Source organism: Streptomyces sp. Sge12, from assembly GCF_002080455.1.
Lineage (GTDB): Bacteria > Actinomycetota > Actinomycetes > Streptomycetales > Streptomycetaceae > Streptomyces.
Map to the genome: position 1 here is coordinate 5527335 of NZ_CP020555.1, position 20886 is coordinate 5548220.

The 20886-nt window shown below is 72.3% G+C and carries 14 protein-coding genes; 6 read left to right on the forward strand and 8 right to left on the reverse strand.

Annotated features, from left to right (window positions below; all coding sequences use genetic code 11):
• Positions 1 to 203: 203 nt before the first annotated feature.
• Positions 204 to 1349, reverse strand: a complete 1146-nt coding sequence (locus tag B6R96_RS24790) for an HNH endonuclease (protein ID WP_237291508.1) — start codon at positions 1347 to 1349, stop codon at positions 204 to 206.
• A 142-nt stretch (positions 1350 to 1491) separates the two neighbouring features.
• Here B6R96_RS24790 and B6R96_RS24795 point away from each other — a divergent pair, with 142 nt between their 5' ends.
• Together B6R96_RS24795 and B6R96_RS38820 are read left to right on the forward strand one after the other, a co-directional pair.
• On the forward strand, positions 1492 to 2526 hold the full coding sequence (locus B6R96_RS24795; RefSeq protein WP_081523678.1) for a hypothetical protein: 1035 nt from the start codon (positions 1492 to 1494) through the stop codon (positions 2524 to 2526).
• 152 nt (positions 2527 to 2678) lie between these two features.
• Positions 2679 to 2990, forward strand: a complete 312-nt coding sequence (locus B6R96_RS38820; RefSeq protein WP_081523679.1) for a hypothetical protein — start codon at positions 2679 to 2681, stop codon at positions 2988 to 2990.
• Positions 2991 to 3026: 36 nt separating this feature from the next.
• On the opposite strand, the gene B6R96_RS24805 is transcribed toward B6R96_RS38820, so the two are convergent.
• Both B6R96_RS24805 and B6R96_RS38245 read right to left on the reverse strand, forming a co-directional pair.
• Positions 3027 to 5090: a PIG-L family deacetylase gene (locus tag B6R96_RS24805; protein ID WP_081523680.1), complete on the reverse strand. Its 2064-nt coding sequence runs from the start codon at positions 5088 to 5090 to the stop codon at positions 3027 to 3029.
• 187 nt (positions 5091 to 5277) lie between these two features.
• Entirely contained in the window at positions 5278 to 8526 is a 3249-nt protein-coding gene (locus B6R96_RS38245) for a PIG-L family deacetylase (protein ID WP_237291509.1), read from the reverse strand.
• Positions 8527 to 8767: 241 nt separating this feature from the next.
• On the opposite strand from B6R96_RS38245, the gene B6R96_RS24825 reads away from it, so the two are divergent.
• Complete coding sequence (locus B6R96_RS24825) at positions 8768 to 11755, forward strand: bifunctional [glutamine synthetase] adenylyltransferase/[glutamine synthetase]-adenylyl-L-tyrosine phosphorylase (RefSeq protein WP_081525241.1); 2988 nt, start codon at positions 8768 to 8770, stop codon at positions 11753 to 11755.
• 87 nt (positions 11756 to 11842) lie between these two features.
• On the opposite strand, the gene B6R96_RS24830 is transcribed toward B6R96_RS24825, so the two are convergent.
• Positions 11843 to 12622 (reverse strand): CAP domain-containing protein, encoded by a 780-nt coding sequence (locus tag B6R96_RS24830; protein WP_081523683.1) that lies wholly within the window; start codon positions 12620 to 12622, stop codon positions 11843 to 11845.
• A gap of 424 nt (positions 12623 to 13046) precedes the next feature.
• Positions 13047 to 13322, reverse strand: coding sequence for a hypothetical protein (locus B6R96_RS24835; RefSeq protein WP_081523684.1), 276 nt, complete (start codon positions 13320 to 13322; stop codon positions 13047 to 13049).
• Between the two features lie 303 nt (positions 13323 to 13625).
• Here B6R96_RS24835 and B6R96_RS38665 point away from each other — a divergent pair, with 303 nt between their 5' ends.
• From B6R96_RS38665 to B6R96_RS24850, 3 genes are all read left to right on the forward strand, one after another.
• Positions 13626 to 14651 (forward strand): hypothetical protein, encoded by a 1026-nt coding sequence (locus tag B6R96_RS38665; RefSeq protein ID WP_081523685.1) that lies wholly within the window; start codon positions 13626 to 13628, stop codon positions 14649 to 14651.
• 497 nt (positions 14652 to 15148) lie between these two features.
• Positions 15149 to 17218: a phosphocholine-specific phospholipase C gene (locus B6R96_RS24845; protein ID WP_081523686.1), complete on the forward strand. Its 2070-nt coding sequence runs from the start codon at positions 15149 to 15151 to the stop codon at positions 17216 to 17218.
• Positions 17219 to 17286: 68 nt separating this feature from the next.
• Positions 17287 to 17718, forward strand: a complete 432-nt coding sequence (locus tag B6R96_RS24850) for a GNAT family N-acetyltransferase (RefSeq protein WP_081523687.1) — start codon at positions 17287 to 17289, stop codon at positions 17716 to 17718.
• Positions 17719 to 17728: 10 nt separating this feature from the next.
• Here B6R96_RS24850 and B6R96_RS24855 read toward each other — a convergent pair whose 3' ends face one another.
• The 3 genes from B6R96_RS24855 to B6R96_RS24865 all read right to left on the reverse strand — a co-directional run bounded on the left by B6R96_RS24855 (position 17729) and on the right by B6R96_RS24865 (position 20878).
• Positions 17729 to 18625: a phosphatase PAP2 family protein gene (locus tag B6R96_RS24855; RefSeq protein WP_081523688.1), complete on the reverse strand. Its 897-nt coding sequence runs from the start codon at positions 18623 to 18625 to the stop codon at positions 17729 to 17731.
• Positions 18626 to 18753: 128 nt separating this feature from the next.
• Positions 18754 to 19764, reverse strand: a complete 1011-nt coding sequence (locus B6R96_RS24860; RefSeq protein ID WP_237291510.1) for a DUF389 domain-containing protein — start codon at positions 19762 to 19764, stop codon at positions 18754 to 18756.
• 82 nt (positions 19765 to 19846) lie between these two features.
• Positions 19847 to 20878, reverse strand: a complete 1032-nt coding sequence (locus B6R96_RS24865) for a LacI family DNA-binding transcriptional regulator (protein WP_107475742.1) — start codon at positions 20876 to 20878, stop codon at positions 19847 to 19849.
• Positions 20879 to 20886: the final 8 nt, after the last annotated feature.

The following is a 20886-nucleotide window of genomic DNA, read 5'->3' on the forward strand; positions in this document are numbered from 1 at the left end:
GTTCCATGGCGGACATTGAAGCGGAGGTGCTTGCATCCTCGCCGCCGAACGAGCGGATTTCCCTGGCTGGCTCTGGGTCGTCGGAGGGCGGCTGGGGATGGTCGGCGACGACCAATGACGGGCTCTCCGATGCTGGTTGGCGTGCGGGTGGCGCAAGGTTTGGCTGGTGGGCATTTATCGCCTGCGCCGTCGGCCCTCGTGTTTCAGGCCGGCAGGCCGACTCGGTCCGACCATTTTTGGTAGCGCCAGGCGAGAGCCTCGCGGTGGGGCTTGCGGGTGAGGTCTCGCAGGTGCGGCGTCGTGATGTGCAGGTCGGCGAGCGTCGGTCCGCCGGGGCGGGTCACGACGTCCAGCGTGTCGGGGTGGATGGCGAACAGGTGGGCGTCGAAGGCTCGGTGGAGGCCGGCGCTGAGGGGGAGGCCGTTCCGGGGATCGTCCGAGCCGTCCTCGGGTACGGGGCGGAGGTGGGCCGCCTCGATCATCTGGGGCACTGCGATGCCCGTCAGGGGGCAGCGCGGCCCGTACCGCTGGAAGACCCGCAGCTTGAACCGGGCCTGGTCGGGGCGGTCCTGGACGTTCCGGAAGCGGCGACGGCTCCGGTTGCCGGACAGCTGAAACGTTTCCTCGTCGGAGTCGTCGTGGTGGAGGACGGTCCGCGGTGCCTCCTCGCCGTAGGTCAGGAGGAAGTGCTCGCTGCGGTCCTCCCACCCTTCGACCCAGGCCAGCCGGACGGCCCGTACCGGCGAACTCGGGGTCGGCTTGGCGATGACGAAGACGGGGAGCTTGAGGTTGGCGGCCGTCTTGGTCGCGGCGATCTCCGATGCGTCGCGGCCGGGCTGCCGGTCGGTGTTCGGGTAGTGGTACAGGACGGAGCGTTCTCCGAGGTCGTCCGGGTAGTGGGCGCCGGAGTGCAGCACTCCCACGGTGATCCCGCCCTCGTGAAGGTGCGACGTGCGTCGAGAATCGACCCAGATGCCTTGACCGCCGCCGTACGCGCCGAAGTCCCGCAACGCTTGGGGAGGCAACTTCCCCAGGTCGTCGTAGGAGGCCTTCAGGTGCTCCCAGATCGCCAGGCGCCACGCCAGCTCCCCGTCCACCGTTGTCGGGAGGCTGTCGACGATGGAGAAGCCGAGCTGCTCCAGCAGTCGGTTGCTGTGCGACTGTCCGCCGCTGATGACGCTGTCGGCGCGCGACCCGTGCTGATAGCGGTACGCGACGTTCGCGATGGCCTTGGCGTCGAAGAGTGCCCCCTCGAACTGCAGGAAGTAGCGGCTCGCCTCATTGAATCCGTGGTCCTCCAGGAAGGAGGCTCGCCCACCGTCGCGGTACTCCTCGAGCGCCTTCCTCACGGAATCCGAGTCGGACAGGATCGGACTGGTCACAGGTCCCCCCACATGTCAGCAGCACTGCTACGTAACATAGGACATGGCACTGACAGTTGGGTCTCGGGCAAGGGTGGGCGGCCGTCCGAGGGGCGGCTATGTTCGCGGGATGACGACTCTTGATCTCGTTCCCGGCATGATCACGACACGAGAGATGCTCGTGAAGGCCTACGGCGGTTCGGTCTACAGCGGCGGGATCGTCCCGGCCAAGAGGTCGAACATGGTCTTCGTCTACTCAGACCCGGCGGTCGGTGAGAAGTTCGGCTACACCTTCGACGGCCAGGCCGAGGACGACGAGTTCGGCACCCTCTACCTCTACACCGGGGCCGGGGGAGAGGGCGACCAGGAGTTCGTCCGCGGGAACAAGACGTTGCTCGACACCGCGACCAACGGGCAGCAAGTGCACCTGTTCGTTGCCGACAGCAGAGTGCCCGGCAAGAAGGAAGTCCGACAGCGCTACATCGGGCAGGTGGCCCTTGATCCGATCGAGCCCTACGAGGTGCGGTGGAGCCCGGTGGGCGAGGGTGGCTCGCGTCGCATCATCGTGTTCAGACTTCGCCCCGCCGAAGGTGCGGAGCTGCTGCTGCTGGAACAGGACGCGCTGCGGCCCGCCGCGCGGACCACAGTCATAGAGCTGTCCCTCGAGCAGAAGCTCGCGAAGCTGCCGACCCAGTCCGGGACGAAGGGCAAGAAGACCGAACAGCACAGCACGCCGGAGACGACCGCGCACATCACCGGCGGCAGGCGCAAGGTACGCCGTCGTGAGGGCCAACTCGTCAAGGCCTTCGAGTCGTACCTGGAAGAGGCCGGTCACTCCTTCAAGAGCTTTCAGATCACCATCGAGGGGGAACCGGGCGCTCTCACCCCCGACGTCTACGATGCGACCGACCACGTGCTCTACGAGGCCAAGGGGCAGACGACCCGCAACAACGTGCGGATGGCGATCGGGCAGCTGGCGGACTACCGCCGGCACCTTCACGATGGCGACAAGCTCCGCGTCGCGGTGCTCCTGCCCAGCGAGCCGACCCCTGACGTGAAGGACCTGCTCGCTGCCCAGAGGATCGCCCTGGTCTACCGGACCGAGGACGGATTCGACGGTTTCCCCGTCCCCGCTGTCACCGGCCAGGCGCCTGTCGGTACGTGACCCCCGACAACTCGCTGGCCGGACGCTTCGGCCTCGGCGAGCATGGCCCGCATGGAACATCCGGAACATCCCGCACATGTCGGCGTCCTCGGGCTGAAGTTCGTCCTGCCGCATCCTGCTGCGGGCATGAGCCAGTGGGCCGAAGTGAGGACATGCGGGTTCCGGTCCCCGCCGACGTCCACTTCGACGCGGCTCAGTACGACGCCGAACTGGTGCGTGCCGCTGCGAATGTCAGCTGGGAGGAGCCCGTGGACAGCATCGCCCGGCTGCTGGCCCTGGAACTCGCGGAAGCAGACTGCTTCGAGCGCTGGGACTGCGACGTGCTGAGCATCCGGCCGCAGCGTGCTGGGGCTCCGCGGGTCGAGGTGTATTTCGGTCGGCGCGGGGCCGCGTGGTCGCCCGGGACCACCGTCGAACGTCGTCCGGCGGTTCGTCCGGATGGTCACGGACAACGACCCCCGTGAGACGGCAAGGCCGACGTAGGTGCCTTCGCCCAGCTCTCAGTGGACCGCGCGGTGCCAGGTGGGGTGGGGGGTGGGGGTGGTGGTGTGGAGTTCGGCGTCCAGGCCCAGGACCGCCGTCGTCGTGGTGCCCGAGGGTTCGAGGACGGCTGAGGGGGCGCCCGCGAAGTGCATGCGGGATTCCGCCCAGGCAGGGGGGCCGCCGAGGCCCGTCGTGCTGATCGTGCCGCTGTCCGCGCGGCCCACCATCAGGCGGCCCGCCGCGCCGACCGCGCCGTAGCCCGCTCGGCCGCCCGCCTCCGTGACGCTGGAGACCTGGGGCCGGGCCGTCGCGGTCGCCGTGACCAGGGCCGTGCGGACGACCCCGGAGTCGGGGCGGCGGAAGTACAGGCGGACGCCCGCGCCGTCCGGGGCGGCCGTCAGGGGGACCGTGGTGGCGGGCAGGCCCGTCGGGACCGGGCCGAGGAGCGGGGCGTCCGGGGTGCGCTGGGTCCAGGCCAGGACGGACGTGGTCGTCGTGGCGTACACGTGGCGCCGCCCCGCCGCGTCGACCGCCGTCACCGGGTCGCTCTGCAGGTCCTCCCCGCCGAGCCGGTCCCACACGGAGAAGCTGCCGTCCGGCCGCTGGCTGCTCGCGCGCAGTGTGCGGCGCGCGTCGCGCAGGTAGACGGTGAGCCGGCCCGCCGAGTCCACGGCCGCCGCCGGGGCGCTGATCGCCGAGGTGCCCTCGTCGTCGCTGCGCTCCGGGGTGCCGAGCGACTGCCACGGGCCGAACGGGCCGTCGGGCGCGGACTGGACGGCGTATACGACCTCGCGCCGGTACTCCGCGGGCGCGGAGCCGAGGGTGGTGCGGGTGGCGAGGACACCGACGCGGCCGTCGGGGAAGCGGGTCGCGGTGGCCCCCGGGTCGATGCCCGTGCCCGGGAGGAGGGTCGGGCCCGCCCAGTCGCCGCCGGGGCTGCGCGTCCAGTACGCGCTCTGCCCGTCCAGCGTGGCGAAGGCCCACAGGCGACCGGGCGTTCCCTGCGTCAGCCAGGAGGTGTTGTCGGCGCGGGAGTAGCGAAGCGACTGGGCCCAGTTGCGCCCGGTCGGGTTCCCCGCGACCTTGCGGTCGCCGCATCCCGACGGGCTGCCGCAGTAGTCCTGGTGGTCCTGCCAGGCGTAGGTCCGCAGGAAGCCGGTCTTCGTCTCGGCGGTCTGCGGGTCCAGCGCGTGCGGGAGGGTGCTGTTGTGGTAGCCGAGGTAGCTCTGGACCGAGAAGTGCGGGCGGTTGCGCACCCGCTCGGCGTAGACGGCGGTGGCGGCCTGCACGAAGCGGGCGCCGTACATGTGGTCCTGGTGGTCGGTGTAACGGCCGGCGCCGTTCTCCCCGTACCGGTTCGGCGTCGGGTCCTGCATGCGTATCGTCGTCGGCCGGTAGCGCTCCAGGACCCCGGCTATCGCCTGGACGAGCTGGTCCTTCGTGTACGTGTACGGCTGCTTGACCGGTGTGCCTGAGGTCAGCTGGGCCTGGAGCGCGGGTATCCGGCCGTTCCACAGGCCGCGCAGGCTCTCGGGGGTGTCCCCGCCGGTGCTGCGCGCCTCCCGCAGCATCAACCACACCAGGTTGACCTGCGGCTTCGCTATGAGGACGTCGAGCTCGGCCCGGCCGCCCCCGGCGGTGGCGATGACCGTACGCTTCCACGCGCTGGTGCGGTCCCCGGTGGCCATCTGGGCGTACGCGGAGCGGATGCCGTTCTGCCGGGCCTCCGCGTAGTGGGCGTGGTCGGCGGGCTGCTCGGGGTCGTTGACGCCGGCGCCGTGGGCCTCGTTGCGGCCGTCGGACTCGCCGGAGGTGAGGTACGCGGTGGTGACCTGGGTGCCCGACAGCAGGGAACGGCTGAGGTCCGGGTTCATGAAGAACAGGTCGTCGTCGGGGTGCGCGACGATCTGGACCACCGACCCGGCGGTGACGCTCGCGGGGAGGGCCGCGGCCGGGTTCTTGTCCTGGGTGCCTTCGGCGGAGGTCTGCTGGCCGGTGGCCACCGAGAGCACACCGGTGGCGCCGGCTGTCAGCACGGTGAGCAGGGCCGCGAAGCGGCGGCGGGTCACGGGCATCGGCATCGGGTCACGCCTAGGTTCGTTCCGGGAGGGAGAAAAGCACTGAGCAGTCAGAGAGAGGCAAAATCGGCGGACTTGGTTCACCTGTTCAGCCCACAACTCGCGATATCCGGGGAAGAGAAAAGCGGAGGCTGCTCGTCCCCCGGCTGCCCTAGCTGCCCTAGCTGTCCTCCGGCTGCCTCCGGCCGCCCTACGGAGCCGTGTTGCGCGGCCCCACCGGCTGCCACGGCGCCAGGTGCGCGTCCGGCGCGTCCGTCGACGAGGTCACGTACAGCCGCGCGTCCAGCCCCACCACCGCCAGGCTGACCATGCTCCGGCCGGTCGGCGTGGAGGAGGGCGCCCCGACGAACATCAGCGGGGACCGCTCCCACGGACGCCCGGGCCCGGCCTCCGAACCCAGCTGCCCGCCCGCCGTGCGGCCCGCCAGTACGTGCCCGCTCGCCGTCACCGCGCCGAAGCCCTGGAGGCCCCCGAGGTCGGTCATCTGGCTCACCTTCAGCCCGCCCTCAGCCGTGACCAGGGCGGTACGGACATTGCCCGAGCCGGGCCTGCGGAACCACAGCCGCACCCCGCCCTCGCGGCCCAGCGCGGTCAGCGGGAGGGTGGTGTCCGGCAGCCCGGTGGCCGTGACCTGGCCCAGCGGGGCGCCCGGCTTCGGCTGTGCCCAGCCGACCACCGACTTGGAGGTGGTGGCGAAGACCATGCGCCGCCCGGCGCCGTCGGTCGCGGTGACCGGGCTGCCGTGCAGGTCGGAGCCGCCGTGCTTGTCCCAGGGCCCCCAGGTGCCGTCCGCGTGCTGCACCCGGCCGCGCAGGGTGCCCGCACCGTCGCGGACGTACGCCGCCAATTGCCCGGCGCCGTCGACCGATACGGCCGGCGCGCTGATGTCGGAGGTCCAGGTGTCGTCCGCCGTCTCCGGGGTGCCGAGCGACTGCCACTGCGTGAACTCCTCGGCCCCCGGGTGCTTCTGGACCACGTAGACGACCTCGCGACGGTAGTCGGCGGGTTTCGCGCCGATGGAGGTGCGGGTGCCGAAGACGGCCGTGCGGCCGTCCGGCAGGGTCACGGTGCTCACGCCGGGGTCCATGCCCGTGCCGGGGAGCAGGTCCGGGCCCTTCCAGCGGCCGACGAGACCGGGCCGGTGCCAGAGGGCCACCTGGCCGTCGAGCACCTTGAAGGCCCACAGCCCGAGGTCCTTGTCGGAGGTCAGCCAGGTGGTGCCGGTGCCGCGGGCGTAGTTGATGGATTCCGACCAGTGGTTGCCGCCGGGCTGGTCGGAGACCTTGAGGTCGCCGCAGCCGGCGTCGCTCTTGCAGTGGTTCTGCCGGTCGAGCCAGGCGTAGGCGCCCAGGATGTCCAGCTTCTCCTTGGCCTCGGCCGGGTCGAGCGTGGTGGGGAGGGAGCCGTTGACGTAGCCGACGTAGTTCTGCACCGCGAAGTGCGGGCGGTCCTTGACGTCCTTGGCGTAGGCGGCGGTGGCCAGCTGCACGAACCGGGCGCCGTAGAAGTGGTCCTGGTGGTCGGTGTACCGCTTGGTGTCGGGGAACCGGCCCGGGGTCGGGTCCTGGGAGCGGACGGTTGTCGGCCGGTACTGCTCCAGGATGCCGACGAGGGTCTGGACGACCTGGTCCTTCGTGTACGAGAAGCGCTGCTTGACGGGGGTGCCGGAGGCGAGCATCGACTCCAGGCGGGGAATTCTGCCGTCCCACAGGCCGTGCAGGCTGTCCGGGGCGTCGTCGTAGACGGTGCCGGCTTCGCGCAGTTGCAGCCAGACGAGGTTGACCTGGGGCTTGGCGGTGAGGACGTCGACCTCGGCGTGGCCGCCGCCCTTGGTCGGTACGAGGGTGCGCTGCCAGGGGCTGCTGCGGTCGCCGGTGGCCATGAGGGCGTAGGCGGCGCGTATGCCGTTCTGGCGGGCCTCGGCGTAGGCGGGCTTGTTCGGGCGGGTGGTGGCCGCCTTGCCGGCGGTGGCGTTGATGCCGTCGGCCTCGCCCGCGGTGAGGTAGACGGAGGTGACGGGGTGGCCGGCGGATATGGAGTACCGCAGGTCCGGGTTCATGAAGTAGAGGTCGTCGTCGGGGTGGGCGACGACCTGGAGCACCCGGCCGGGGTCGGGCGGGTCGACGGCGGCGGCCGGGGCGGCGGTCGCGCTGTCGGGGACGGTGGGGGAGCCGAGGCGGTCGAGGGCCTCGTTGCCGCGGAGCAGGAGCATGCTGCCGGCGGCGGTGGCCGCGCAGAAGGCGACGACCTTGACGAGGCCGGCCCGGCGGTGCGCCGCGCGGCGCGCCCGCGGCACGGTCCGGGTGCCGCGCCGCCCGGCCCCCCGCCCGACCTCGGGCGCCCCGCCGCGCTCGGGTGCGGGCCCGGGCGCCGCGCCGCGCTCGGCCCGCCGCTTCGCACGGCGCCCGCCGACGGCCCCGCCGGGCGCCGCCTGCGGCTCGCGGCGGTCGGCCACCTCGGCCTGCGGCTGCGCCCGGCGGGCCGGTTGACCCGGCGGCGTGTGGGACTCCGGTGCCTGGCAGGCCGGTTGGCCGTGGCGGCCCTGCTGCGACGGGTGCGGCTGCTGGCCTTGGCGTTCGTCGTGAGCGGGGTGAGCCTGCTCAGCCTGTTGGGTCTGCCGGCCCGGGCGGGCCGGGTGGGTGTGCTCGCCCTGGTGGGCAGGGCGGACCGGCTCCGCCGGGTGCGGCTGCTGGCCCTGGCGGGCCAGTTGGCCCTCGTGGGACGGGTAGCCCGGCGAGCCCTGCTGCGCCGGGTAGGGCTGCGGGCCTTGGCGGCCGTCGTGACCGGGGTAGGCCTGCTCGGCCTGTTGGGTGTGTCGGCCCGGGCGGGCCGGTTCCGCAAGGTAGGCCGGCTGCGCCGGGTGCGGCTGCTGGCCCGGGCGGGCCAGTTGGCCCTGGCGGGCCAGGTGGAGCCGCTGGTCATGCTGCGCGGGGTAGGGCTGCTCGCCTGAGTGGCTCAGGTGGACCTGCTCCGCCGGGTGGAATCGCTGGTTCTGCTCCGCCGGGTTGGGGCGCTCGCTCGGGTGGCCGGGGTAGGCCGTCTCCGCCGGGTAGGGGCGCACGCCCGGCTGCGCCTGCTCGCCCTGGTGGGCAGGGTGGACCGGCTGCGCCGGGTGAGGCGGCTGGTTCTGGCGGGCCAGTTGGCTCTCGTGGGCCGGGTGGAGCTGCTGGTCATGCTGCGCGGGGTAGGGCTGTTCGCCCGGGTGGGCAGGGTGGGCCGGCTCCGCCGGGTAGGGCCGCCCGCTCGGCTGTGCCTGCTCGCCCGGATGCGCCGGCTGCGTCGGGTGGGGGTGTTGGGGGTGGTGGGCCTGCGGGGGGACCTCGTACGGGCGGTGCGGCTCGTGCCACTGGTTCTCCGGGTGCCCGGGGTGAGGTTGGCCCCACGTGGCTTCCGGCGGCGGGAGCGGCTCGGGCGCAGGGCTCTGCCAGGAGTTGGACATGTGGCTCCCCCCCGGGCCGACGATCGGCGAGGAGCTGCCCCCGTCACACGATTCACGCGATAAATATTCGGATAAGCCGAAAACTCCTGGCATCGTACGTGTCCCGAGTCGAACACCTGCTCAGGACACGCCCCGAGCAACCCCGCAGCCGGGCCGGGACTCCGTCGGCAGGTTCCAGGGCCTAGGCTCAGGAGAAGAGCACGCCAGGGCAGTGGCGGCGACGACCGCGGGAGGCGGCGGGATGACGGTCCCGGGACGCAGGAGCAGCACTTTCATCCGGCTGCTCCGCAGCGGCTTCACCGACCCCTCCGCGGCCGCACGGCTGCTGGACACCGACGCGCTGGCCGCCGTACGCAACGATCCCGTGCTGCTCGACGCCCTCGGCGCGACCGCCGACCCCGACCTCGCCCTCCTCGGGCTCGTCCGGCTCGCCGAGGCCCAGCCCGACGGCGAGCTGCCCGGGCTCCTCGACACCCTCGTCAGTGCCAAGCCGCTGCGCGACCGGCTGCTCGGCGTCCTCGGCGCCTCCGAGGCCCTCGGCGACCACCTCGCCCGCCACCCCCGCGACTGGCTCGGCCTCGTCACCTACGAGGCCGCCGACCTGCACCCCGGACTCGCCGAGTTCGAGCAGGGCCTCGCCGAGGCCCACGACCCCGTCACCCTGCGCGTCGCCTACCGCCGCTGCCTGCTCTCCATCGCCGCCCGCGACGTCTGCGGCACCATCGACGTCGCCCAGACCGCCGCCGAGCTCGCCGACCTGGCCACCGCCACCCTCCGCGCGGCCCTGCGCATCGCCTCCGCCGCTGCCCCCGAGGACGCGGCGCTGTGCCGTCTCGCCGTCATCGCCATGGGCAAGTGCGGCGGCAACGAGCTGAACTACGTCTCCGACGTCGACGTCATCTTCGTCGGCGACTCGGTCCCCGGCGCCGACGAGGGCAAGGCCCTCCAGGCCGCCACCCGCCTCGCCTCCCACCTCATGCGGATCTGCTCGGAGACCACCGTCGAGGGCACCATCTGGCCCGTCGACGCCAACCTGCGCCCCGAGGGCCGCAACGGGCCCCTCGTCCGCACCCTCGCCTCCCACCTGGCCTACTACCAGCGCTGGGCCAAGACCTGGGAGTTCCAGGCCCTCCTCAAGGCCCGCGCCGTGGCGGGCGACGAAGCCCTGGGCGCCGAGTACATCGCCGCCATAAGCCCGCTGGTCTGGCAGGCCGCCGAGCGCGAGAACTTCGTCCCCGACGTCCAGAAGATGCGCCGCCGCGTCGTCGACAACATCCCCGCCGCCCAGGTCGACCGCGAGCTGAAACTCGGCCCCGGCGGCCTGCGCGACGTCGAGTTCGCCGTCCAGCTGCTCCAGCTCGTGCACGGCCGCAGCGATGCCACCCTGCACTCCGGCACCACCCTCGACGCCCTGCACGCCCTCGCCGCCGGCGGCTACGTGGGCCGCGCCGACGCCGCCCAACTGCACGACGCGTACCGCTTCCTGCGCGCCATGGAGCACCGCATCCAGCTCTACCGGCTGCGCCGCACCCACCTCGTCCCCGAGGACGAGAGCGACCTGCGGCGCCTGGGCCGCTCCATGGGCCTGCGTACGGAACCGGTCGCCGAGCTCAACAAGGCCTGGCGCCGGCACGCCTCCGTGGTCCGGCGGCTGCACGAGAAGCTCTTCTACCGGCCGCTGCTCGACGCCGTCGCCCAGCTCACCCCGGGCGAGACCCGGCTCTCGCCGCGCGCCGCCGGCCAGCGCCTCGAAGCCCTCGGCTACGCCGACCCGGCCGCGGCCCTGCGCCACCTCGAAGCCCTCGCCTCCGGCGTCACCCGCAAGGCCGCGATCCAGCGCACCCTGCTGCCGGTGATGCTCGGCTGGTTCGCCGACTCCGCCGACCCGGACGCCGGCCTGCTGAACTTCCGCAAGGTCTCCGACGCCCTCGGCAAGACCCCCTGGTACCTGCGCCTGCTCCGCGACGAGGGCGCCGCCGCCGAGAACCTCGCCCGCGTCCTGTCCGCCGGGCGGCTCGCCCCCGACCTGCTGATGCGCGCCCCCGAGGCCGTCGCCCTGCTCGGCGACCCCGAAGGCCTGCAGCCCCGTACGCACGAGGCCCTCCAGCAGGAGGTCCTCGCCGCCGTCGGCCGCGCCGAGAACCCGGAGGCCGCCGTCGCCGCCGCCCGCGGCGTGCGCCGCCGCGAGCTGTTCCGGACCACCGCGGCCGACATCATCGGCTCGTACGGTACGGAGGACAACCCGGCCGAGGAGGACCACGGAGCCCTCGTCGACCGGGTCGGCGGGGCCGTCTCCGACCTCACCGCCGCCACCGTCGCCGGAGCCCTGCGCGCCGCCGTCCACAGCCACTACGGCGATACGCTGCCCACCCGCTTCGCCATCATCGGCGTCGGCCGCTTCGGCGGACACGAACTCGCCTACGGCTCCGACGCCGACGTGCTGTTCGTCCACGAACCCCGCGAGGGCGTCGACGAACAGGAGGCCGCCAAGGCCGCCCAGACCGTCATCGCCGAAATGCGCCGGCTGCTCCAGCTGCCCACCACCGACCCGCCGCTGCTCATCGACGCCGACCTGCGCCCCGAGGGCCGCTCCGGCCCGCTGGTGCGCACGCTGGCCTCCTACGCCGCCTACTACCGGCGCTGGTCACTGACCTGGGAGAGCCAGGCCCTGCTGCGCGCCGAGCCGGTGGCGGGCGATGCCGAACTCGGAGCACGGTTCATCGAGCTGATCGATCCGCTGCGCTACCCGATGGAGGGGCTCGGCGAGGACGCCGTACGGGAGATCCGCCGGCTCAAGGCCCGGATGGAGTCGGAGCGGATGCCGCGCGGGGCGGACCCGACCCTGCACACCAAGCTCGGCCGCGGCGGCCTCAGCGACGTCGAGTGGACCGTCCAGCTGATCCAGATGCGGCACGCCTGGGCGGAACCGGGCCTGCGCACCACCCGTACCCGGGAGGGACTCGCGGCCGCCCACGCGGCCGGGCTGATCCCGACCGAGGAGGCGCAGATCCTGGACGAGGCCTGGGTGCTGGCGACCCGGGTCCGCAACGCGGTGATGCTGGTGCGCGGCCGGGCCGGGGACACCTTCCCGACGGAGGCCCGGGAACTGGCGGCCGTGGGGCGCTACCTCGGATACGCCGAGGGCACGGTCGGGGAGATGCTGGACGACTACCGTCGCATCACCCGCCGTGCCCGGGCGGTGGTGGAGGAACTGTTCTACGGAGGCTGATCCACCGAGGCCGATCCGCGGAGGCTGATCCGGGGATCGGCCTCCGCGGAGGCCGAACGGCCCCGTTCCCCGGCTGCGGCGCGCGCGTCAGCGCGCCGTGCCGAAGTCCTGCGTCCAGTAGTTGCCGGGCTGCGCCAGGCCGATACCGATCTCCTTGAAGGCGCAGTTCAGGATGTTCTCCCGGTGGCCCTGGCTGTTCATCCAGCCCTCCATGACCTTCTCGGGAGAGCTGTAGCCGTAGGCGACGTTCTCGCCGTACGTCCTCCACGTGTACCCGGCGCGGGTGATGCGCGCGCCCGGGTCCGAGCCGTCGGAGCCGGTGTGGGACATGTTGCTGTGGGAGGCCATGTCGGCGCTGTGGTCCTGCGCGGCCTTCGTGAGCTTCGCGTTGAGGGAGACGGCCGAGCAACCGGCGGCGGCGCGCTCCTGGTTGACGAGCGCGAGGACCGCGGCGACATCGCCGGAGGCGGGCGCGGCGGCCGGCTTCGACGGCTGGGGCGCCGGCTTCGCGGGGGCGACCGGCGGCTTCGGCTTCGGCTGCTGTGCGGGCGGCGCGGGCTGCACGGGCGGCGCGGTCTCTACTGGCTGCGCGGGCTCGGCGGGGCTGCTGGGGGAGGCCTCGGCGGGGCTGCTGCTCGGCGACGTGGCCGGGAGCGGGGCGTCCACGGGCGCCAGGGTGCTCGGAGTGGCCGAGGGGGCGTACTGCCACGGGCGCTGCTGCTGGTGGCTCGCGGTCCGCGTCCGGCCGTTGCCGTTGTCCTGACCGTCGAAGCAGGCCATGGCGGCGGTGGGAACACCCACGATGGCGAGCGCGCCGACGCCGATGACTATTTTCTTGTAGGACGACTTCTTCCGATGCTTCTGCATGCCTGACCTCATTCAGTGATCGCGAAGCTTCCGACGCCGGAATCGCAGGGCGCCGAAGAGGCCGCCATTCTTAAAAGCCTCTGAATGGCCTGGCAAGTTTCCGCTGATCACGAGCTTGGGGCGGTCGGCACGCGGCTTGAAACGGGACCGTGATCGTGCATCATCACGATTTGGTCACTCCTGCAACCGTCTGATGGGTAATCAGAAACGGCTGTGACCTGGCCGGTCGGGGACCGGGCCGCCGGTACCGGGGATTCCGTTTCCGGCGGAGAGGGGAATGTCAATTGCAAAAGGGACAAATATCGAAATGTCGGCGGGTTAACGCTCCGTCAAGAGGGCCCGGCGCCGATATGCACGTCGTGACGCATGTCACTGTTTCCCGCACGAATGCGCCCGCCTCGGGGAGACGGGCGCAGCGATCGATCTACCGCGGTTCGTGGGCCGCCGTCCGGCAGGCGCCGTTCGCGGCGCCACCCGGCACTCCGGCCCCGGTCAGGCCGCTCACGCAGCCCTGGAGATCGCCGCTCACACCCCGCGTACAGGCCGCCGTGACGGCGTCGGTGACCTCGGCGCCCGCCTGCGAGGCCATGTTGATGCAGGCGGGGACATCCGCGTGGGCGGCCGGGGCGGCGAGGGCCGCGCCGGTGAGGGAGAGGGTGAGGCCGGCGAGGACACCGGCGATACGGGTCGACGTGCTCATGGGGCACACACCTGCTCTCGGAGTCGTCGCGCGCGAACCTTCTGCTCGGGGCCACCCGGCAGGCGCTCGTCGCGGTCCCCTGGGTGACGGCCGCCGCGCCGCAGGCTGCTGCGGGGGCGCGCGCCTCCTTCCACCGTACGACCGGTGGCACCTCCCCACGACCGGGGCCGCCGCACGCATGCGGGGGCCGGGCCGGGCGCGCAGCATGGAGACATGGCTGTCCTCCCGCCGACGGCGAGCCATGCGCAGGAGCCTGAGCCTGAGCCTGAGCCTGAGCCCGCGCCCGGGCTCAGGCCCGCGCCCGTGGCCGTACCTGTGCCCAGTCCCGCGCCCACGGCGCCCGCGCCCACCGTGCGCGGGCGCGGGCGGGGGCCCGGTGCGGCCCGGGCCGCCACCGCGGCGGTCGCAGCCCTTCTGGCGGCGGCCCTGACCGCCGTGCCGAGCGGCCCCGCCCACGCCTTCACCGGCGACAACCACGAGGGCATCACCCGGGCCGCGCTGCCCTGGGAGCCCGTCACGCTGACCGCGATGGCCGACGCCCGCGACGGGGCGGTCAACGCCGACGACAAACGCCCGTACTTCGACGTCGGCCCCCTGCACTGCGACAACGCCGACTACCTCGCCCCCCGCCACGCCGCCGACTACCCCCGCACCCGCGACGAGGCCACCACCGAGCTCCTCGCCTGCATCCGCACCTCCGTCGGCCGCTTCCGCAACGCGGTCCGGGCCGCCGACGGCCTCGTCGACGCCGACGGCAAGGTGCGCGCCGATCAGAGCGACCTGTCCTCGCCCTGCACGTGGGACGAGAAGCCCGGCCGGGCCAAATGCGCCGTGCTCGAACAGCTCGGCCGCGGCTGGCACCCCATCGAGGACTTCTACGCGCACTCCAACTGGGCCGACCGGCCCGCCCCCGGCCCGATCGGCCTCGACAACCCGCCCGGGCTGGGGCGGACCGACGTCGCACCGTTCCTCGACATCCGCCGCTACAGCACGATGAAGGACGCCGACTGGACCCGGGACGCCCGCGAACGCATCCCGGCGGACCTGGCCACCGGTTGCTACCCCGACATCGACTCCACCGGCGTCAAACCGGCCGACTGCGCCGGCCGCGTCGCCCACAACCACGTGCTGAACAAGGACACCGCCGCATCCCCCCGCTCCCGGACGGACGACAACTTCGGGCACGCCACGGCCGGAGCCACCGCCGAGATCACCCGCCAGTGGAACGACTTCGAGGCCGAGCTGCTCGCTGCGTACCCCGACCACCGGCGCGGCGCACAGATGGTCTGCGCGCTCGTCCACGACGATCCGGCCACCGCCTGCCCCTGACCTCCGCCCGGCTCGCTCTGGCATGATCCGAGCACGGACTCCGACGCCCCGCGCATCGCATCGCCGACCTTCACGCCGGAGCCGAGCTCACCCCGTGAGAGGACCGGACTCCTCCGTCGAGGCCGTACTCCGGCAGCGGCGGCCGGATCCACGGTGCTGGGACGTCATCGTCGAATGCCGCACGGGAAGCCGCTCACCCAGGTCGAGTACGAGCACGGCGGCTGACACCCCGCCGGAACCGGCCGACACCCCGCCGGAACCGGCCGACACCCCGCCGGAACCGGCCGACACTCCGGCCCGAACCGGCCGACATGCCGCCGGAACCGGCCGATGCTCCGCCGAACTCCGCCGACGTTCCGCCGAACTCCGGCAGAATCCCACTGCCGTTCGCCTGACGTACCCGCCGGCGTCATTCCGGGCTCCCCCTCCGGTACTCCGGGCACGCTGTTCTTGGGAGCGCTCACGCACCCTCGACCGAAGTAGAGGTCTCTCTCGCCATGGCAGAACTCAACCGCCGCCGCTTCCTTCAGCTCACCGGCGGCGCCGCCGCCCTGAGCCTGCTCAACGAGAGCATCGCGCGCGCCGCCGCCATCCCCGCGCAGGGGACGACCGGAACCATCGCCGATGTCGAGCACATCGTGGTCCTGATGCAGGAGAATCGTTCCTTCGACCACTACTACGGTGCGCTGCGCGGCGTCCGCGGCTTCGGCGACCCGCGCCCGGTGACCCTGCCCAGCGGCAAGTCCGTCTGGCACCAGAGCGACAACGCGGGCAAGGAGACACTGCCCTTCCGCCCGCCGTCCGACGACCTCGGCATGGAGTTCCTCCAGGGCCTCAACCACGACTGGGCGGGCGGCCAGAGCGCCTTCAACAAGGGTAAGTACGACAACTGGGTGCCCGCCAAGACGCCGGCCACCATGGCGTACCTGACGCGCGACGACATCCCGTTCCACTACGCCCTCGCCGACACGTTCACCCTCTGCGACGCCTACCACTGCTCCTTCATCGGCTCGACCGACCCCAACCGCTACTACCTCTGGTCGGGCCACACCGGCAACGACGGCACCGGCGGCGGCCCGGTCCTCAACAACGCCGAGGCCGGCTACGGCTGGACCACCTACCCCGAGCGCCTGGAGCAGGCCGGCATCTCCTGGAAGGTCTACCAGGACATCGGCAACGGCCTCGACGCCGCCGGATCCTGGGGCTGGATCGACGACGCCTACCGCGGCAACTACGGCGACAACTCGCTCCTCTACTTCAACAACTACCGGGGCGCCCAGCCCGGCAACCCGCTCTACGACAAGGCCCGCACCGGCACCGACGCCCGGACCGGCGAGGGCTACTTCGACCGGCTGCGCGCCGACGTCGCCGCCGCCGCCCTGCCCCAGGTCTCCTGGATCGCCGCCCCCGAAGCCTTCAGCGAGCACTCCAACTGGCCCTCCAACTACGGCGCGTGGTACATCGCGCAGGTGCTGGACGCGCTGACCTCCAACCCCGACGTGTGGGCCCGTACCGCGCTGTTCATCACCTACGACGAGAACGACGGCTTCTTCGACCACGTCGTCCCGCCGTACGCCCCGGCCGATGCCAACCAGGGCCTGTCGACCACCCCGACCGCCCTCGACGTCTTCCCCGGCAAGGCCGGCTACGTCGCCGGACCGTACGGGCTGGGCCCGCGCGTCCCGATGCTCGTCGTCTCGCCGTGGAGCACCGGCGGCTACTCCTGCTCCGAGACCTTCGACCACACCTCCGTGATCCGCTTCATGGAGAAGCGCTTCGGGGTGCACGAGCCCAACATCTCGCCCTGGCGCCGCGCCGTCTGCGGTGACCTGACCTCGGCCTTCGACTTCGCCCGCCGGGACACGGCCACCGTGTCGCTGCCCGACACCGGCGCGTGGGAGCCGCAGGACCGCGAGCGCCACCCCGACTTCCGGGCCACCCCGCCGGCCGTGGGCAGCATGCCGCGCCAGGAGAAGGGCCTGTGCCGCACTCGTCCGCTGAAGTACGCCCCGTACGTGGACGGCGCCGCGCTCACCGGCGAGGGCAGGTTCAAGCTGACCTTCAGCGGCGGCCCGGACCTGGGCGCGCAGTTCTACATCACCGCGGGCAACCGGACCGACGCCCCCTGGACGTACACCACCGAGGCCGGCAAGTCGATCTCGGACACCTGGAACACCCGCTACTCGGCCGGCGTCACCGACCTGACCGTCCACGGCCCGAACGGCTTCCTGCGCGGCTTCCGCAACCCGGGCACCACCCCCGGCCCCGAGGTCACCGCCCGCCACAACGCCACCACGGGCAACCTGGACCTCACCCTCACCAACGCGGGGGCGTCGACCGCGACGCTCACCGTCACCAACGCCTACGGCGGCGGACCCAAGCGCCTCACGGTCGCCAAGGGCGCCACCGTCACCCACAGCGTCTCCCTGAAGAACACCCGACGCTGGTACGACGTGACGGTCACCGCGTCGGAGTTCGCGGACTTCGGCCGCCGCTTCGCCGGCAAGGTCGAGACCGGTGCGGCCGGCCTGTCGGACCCGGCGATCCTGACGAACCAGGGCTCGTGACCCCCTGAACCGACCGCGCCCGCCGCCCCGGACTTCTCCGGGGCGGCGGGCGCTGCTTGGATGTCGGGATGAACGCTCACCTTCCCGACGGATACGAGATCTCCACCGACGCCGCCCGGCTGGACGTCGCGCTCGTCCACCGGTGGCTGTCCGAGGACGCGTACTGGGCCCTCGGGCGCAGCCGGCAGAAGCAGGAGGACGCCATCGCGCACTCCCTGAACTTCGGCCTCTACGACCAGGCCTCCGGGGCGCAGCTCGCGTACGCCCGGGTCGTCTCCGACCGGGCCACCTTCGCCTGGCTGTGCGACGTCTACGTGGACCCGGGCGCCCGCGGCAAGGGGCTCGGCGGGGCCCTCGTCGACACGGTGTGCGCGCACCTGGAGCCGTACGGGCTGCGCCGGGTCATGCTCGCGACGGCCGACGCGCACGCCGTCTACGCGCGGTCCGGCTTCGAGCCGCTCGCCACGCCCGAGAAGTGGATGGCCCTCGGGGAGCAGTAGCCGCCGGGCCTCAGACGCGGGTGCGGACCCGGACCCGCGTCAGCAGTTCCGCGGCCGGGTGCGGGCCCGCGTGCTCGGGGTGGCGGGGCAGGCGGTGGGCGAAGGAGCCGTACCAGGAACGCGAGACCGCGTACCCGAAGGCCAGGCAGAGCATGCCGCCCACGGCGTCGAGCCAGAAGTGGTTGGCCGTGGCCACGATGACGACGAGCGTCGCCGTCGGGTAGAGCAGGCCCAGGATCCGGGCCCAGGGGGCCGAGGCGACCGCGAAGATCGTCAGACCGCACCAGAGCGACCACCCTATGTGCATGGACGGCATCGCAGCGTACTGGTTCGACATCTGCTTGAGGTTGCCGGAGGCCATGGAGCCCCAGGTGTGGTGGACCAGCACGGTGTCGATGAAGTTCTGCCCGTTCATCAGCCGGGGCGGCGCGAGCGGGTAGCAGTAGTAGCCGACGAGGGCCACGCCCGTGGTGGCGAAGAGGACCATGCGGGTGGCGGCGTACCGCCCCGGATGGAAACGGTAGATCCAGACCAGCACGCCGATCGTCACGACGAAGTGGAGCGTGGCGTAGTAGTAGTTCATGCCCACGATCAGCCACGTCACGGAGTTGACCGCGTGGTTGACCGACTGCTCGACGGCGATGCCGAGGGTCCGCTCCACGCCCCAGATCCAGTCGGCGTTGGCGAGGGCGGCCGCCTTCTGCTCGGGCACCGCGTTGCGGATCAGCGAGTACGTCCAGTAGCTGATCGCGATCAGCAGGACCTCGAACCAGATGCGCGGCCGACGAGGGGCACGCAACCGGGAGAACAGGGTGCGCTCGGACCCCGGACGGGTCTCGGTCTCAGCCACGGTGGGTGATGAGACATCCGTCCGGGTTTCCAGTGTCTTCACGCTCGATTCACCCATGGGGAGAGAGTCTGCCAGATGCGTTCTCGCCTCCGATCATCCCTCGGGACGGTCTTCGGCGCCTGCGGTCCGCCTTGGGTACGACACAGGACCCGGGACGGCCCCTAGGCCGCCGCCGCGGCGCCGGGTCACTGTCCCACCTTCCCGGCGACGATCTGCTGCCCCCGGGTGGCGTCGACGACGATGGGCAGGCCGTCGGGCACCTGCCCCTCGAGGTCCCCCAGGAGGTCCTCGATCGGCGGGAGGTCGCCGGGGGTGCGCACATGGACGTAGAAGGTCCTGGACTGGGCGTCGACGCCGGTGACGGCCGCGCCGGGAGTCTTGGCGAGCCAGGTCTCCGCCGCGCTCCAGGTCTGCGAGGTCCACCGGTTCAGCAGGAGCGTGGCCGCCGTGTTGGCGCCCAGCGGCAGCACGACCGCGGCGAACAGCAGCCCGAGCATGACGTACGCGCGGCGGGGCGCCCCCGTCCGGCCGGGGTGTCCGGCGGCCCGGGTGTAGCCGAGGGCGGCGAAGACCACCATGCCCGCGAAGACCATGGCGAGGAGGTTGGACACGAAGAGCACCAGCGCACCCAGGGCGAGCCACCACGACGTCTGGCCGGCGCACACCCCCGTCACCACGAGCGGCGGCACCAGGGAGATCGCGATCGCGACCCCGGGCATGACCGCGGCGACGTCCTTGCGGGACAGCGCCACGGCGCCGGCGAAGCCGGTGGCAAGGGCGGCGATCAGGTCGAGGAGGCCGGGGGAGGTCCGGCTGGAGATCTGACTGTCCGACAGCAAATCGTAGGAGGTGGGCACCACCAGGGAGGCCCCTGCACCGATCAGCACCACCAGCAGGCCGCCGAGCAGGACGAAGGCGAGGGCCGTGGAACGGCGGCGCTGCACGGCGCCGAGGGCGATGCCCATGATCGGGGTGGAGAGCGGCGCGATGATCATCGCGCCGATGACGGTGGCGGTGGAGTCCGTCAGGATCCCGCACGCGGCGATCACCGAGGACAGCGTGAGCATGGTCCAGAAGGCCGACTGCTTCGCCCGGCTGTCGCCCGACGACAGATCGAGATCCTCCTGGAGGTCCTCCAGGGAGCGTCGCTTGTGGTCGGGCAGGATCCTGTCGCGAAGGCGGCCTGGCATGGGCATCCGCCCAGTATCGGGAGTGGGATCGCCGCACGGCCGCAGGGACACGTGCCCGCCGGGCCCGACGAGATCCGGAAGAGACGGCCTAGTCGCGGCGGCGCTGGCCCGGGCCCGAGGCCGTGGAACCGCGCACCACCAGCTCGGGCAGGAAGACGAACTCGCTGTGCGGGGCCGGCGTGCCGCCGATCTCCTCCAGCAGGGTGCGGACGGCCGCCTGCCCCATCGCCTGCACGGGCTGGCGGATGGTGGTCAGCGGCGGGTCGGTGAACGCTATGAGAGGAGAGTCGTCGAAGCCGACCACCGACACGTCCTGCGGCACCCGCAGCCCCTGCTGCCGGGCCGCCCGGATCGCGCCGAGCGCCATCATGTCGCTCGCGCACACCACCGCCGTGCAGCCCCGCGAGATCAGCGCGGCCGCCGCGGCCTGGCCGCCCTCCAGCGAGTAGAGGGAGTGCTGGATCAGCTCCTCGATCTCGGCCTCGTCGAGCCCGAGCCGTTCCTTCATCCCGAGCCGGAAGCCCTCGATCTTGCGCAGCACCGGCACGAACCGCTTCGGGCCGACCGCGAGCCCGATCCGGGTGTGCCCGAGCGCGGTCAGGTGGGTGACGGCGAGAACCATCGCGGCCCGGTCGTCGGGGGAGACGAAGGGGGCCTGCACCTTGTTCGAGAACCCGTTGATCAGGACGTACGGGACGCCCTGCCCGCGGAGTTGGTCGTAGCGGCCCATGTCCGCGGTGGTGTCGGCGTGCAGGCCGGAGACGAAGATGATCCCGGAGACCCCGCGGTCGACCAGCATCTCGGTCAGCTCGTCCTCGGTGGATCCGCCGGGCGTCTGCGTGGCCAGCACCGGCGTGTACCCCTGCCGGGTCAGGGCCTGGCCGATGACCTGGGCGAGCGCCGGGAAGATCGGGTTGTCCAGTTCGGGAGTTATCAGACCGACGAGCCCCGCACTGCGCTGGCGCAGCTTCACGGGCCGCTCGTAGCCGAGTACGTCGAGGGCGGCCAGCACGGATTCACGGGTGCCTGCGGCCACACCGGGCTTGCCGTTGAGCACGCGGCTGACTGTGGCTTCGCTGACCCCCGCCTGGGCTGCGATGTCGGCTAGCCGTGCGGTCACGGGATTGG

What these genes read in the sequence shown, in the direction of transcription:
- B6R96_RS38245 (WP_237291509.1), bottom strand. Translation starts at nt 8,526, where the DNA reads ATGTCCAACTCCTGGCAGAGCCCTGCGCCCGAGCCGCTCCCGCCGCCG.
- B6R96_RS38820 (WP_081523679.1), top strand. Translation starts at nt 2,679, where the DNA reads ATGCGGGTTCCGGTCCCCGCCGACGTCCACTTCGACGCGGCTCAGTAC.
- B6R96_RS24835 (WP_081523684.1), bottom strand. Translation starts at nt 13,322, where the DNA reads ATGAGCACGTCGACCCGTATCGCCGGTGTCCTCGCCGGCCTCACCCTC.
- B6R96_RS24830 (WP_081523683.1), bottom strand. Translation starts at nt 12,622, where the DNA reads ATGCAGAAGCATCGGAAGAAGTCGTCCTACAAGAAAATAGTCATCGGC.
- B6R96_RS24860 (WP_237291510.1), bottom strand. Translation starts at nt 19,764, where the DNA reads ATGCCCATGCCAGGCCGCCTTCGCGACAGGATCCTGCCCGACCACAAG.
- B6R96_RS24795 (WP_081523678.1), top strand. Translation starts at nt 1,492, where the DNA reads ATGACGACTCTTGATCTCGTTCCCGGCATGATCACGACACGAGAGATG.
- B6R96_RS24855 (WP_081523688.1), bottom strand. Translation starts at nt 18,625, where the DNA reads ATGGGTGAATCGAGCGTGAAGACACTGGAAACCCGGACGGATGTCTCA.
- B6R96_RS24845 (WP_081523686.1), top strand. Translation starts at nt 15,149, where the DNA reads ATGGCAGAACTCAACCGCCGCCGCTTCCTTCAGCTCACCGGCGGCGCC.
- B6R96_RS24825 (WP_081525241.1), top strand. Translation starts at nt 8,768, where the DNA reads ATGACGGTCCCGGGACGCAGGAGCAGCACTTTCATCCGGCTGCTCCGC.
- B6R96_RS24850 (WP_081523687.1), top strand. Translation starts at nt 17,287, where the DNA reads ATGAACGCTCACCTTCCCGACGGATACGAGATCTCCACCGACGCCGCC.
- B6R96_RS24805 (WP_081523680.1), bottom strand. Translation starts at nt 5,090, where the DNA reads ATGCCGATGCCCGTGACCCGCCGCCGCTTCGCGGCCCTGCTCACCGTG.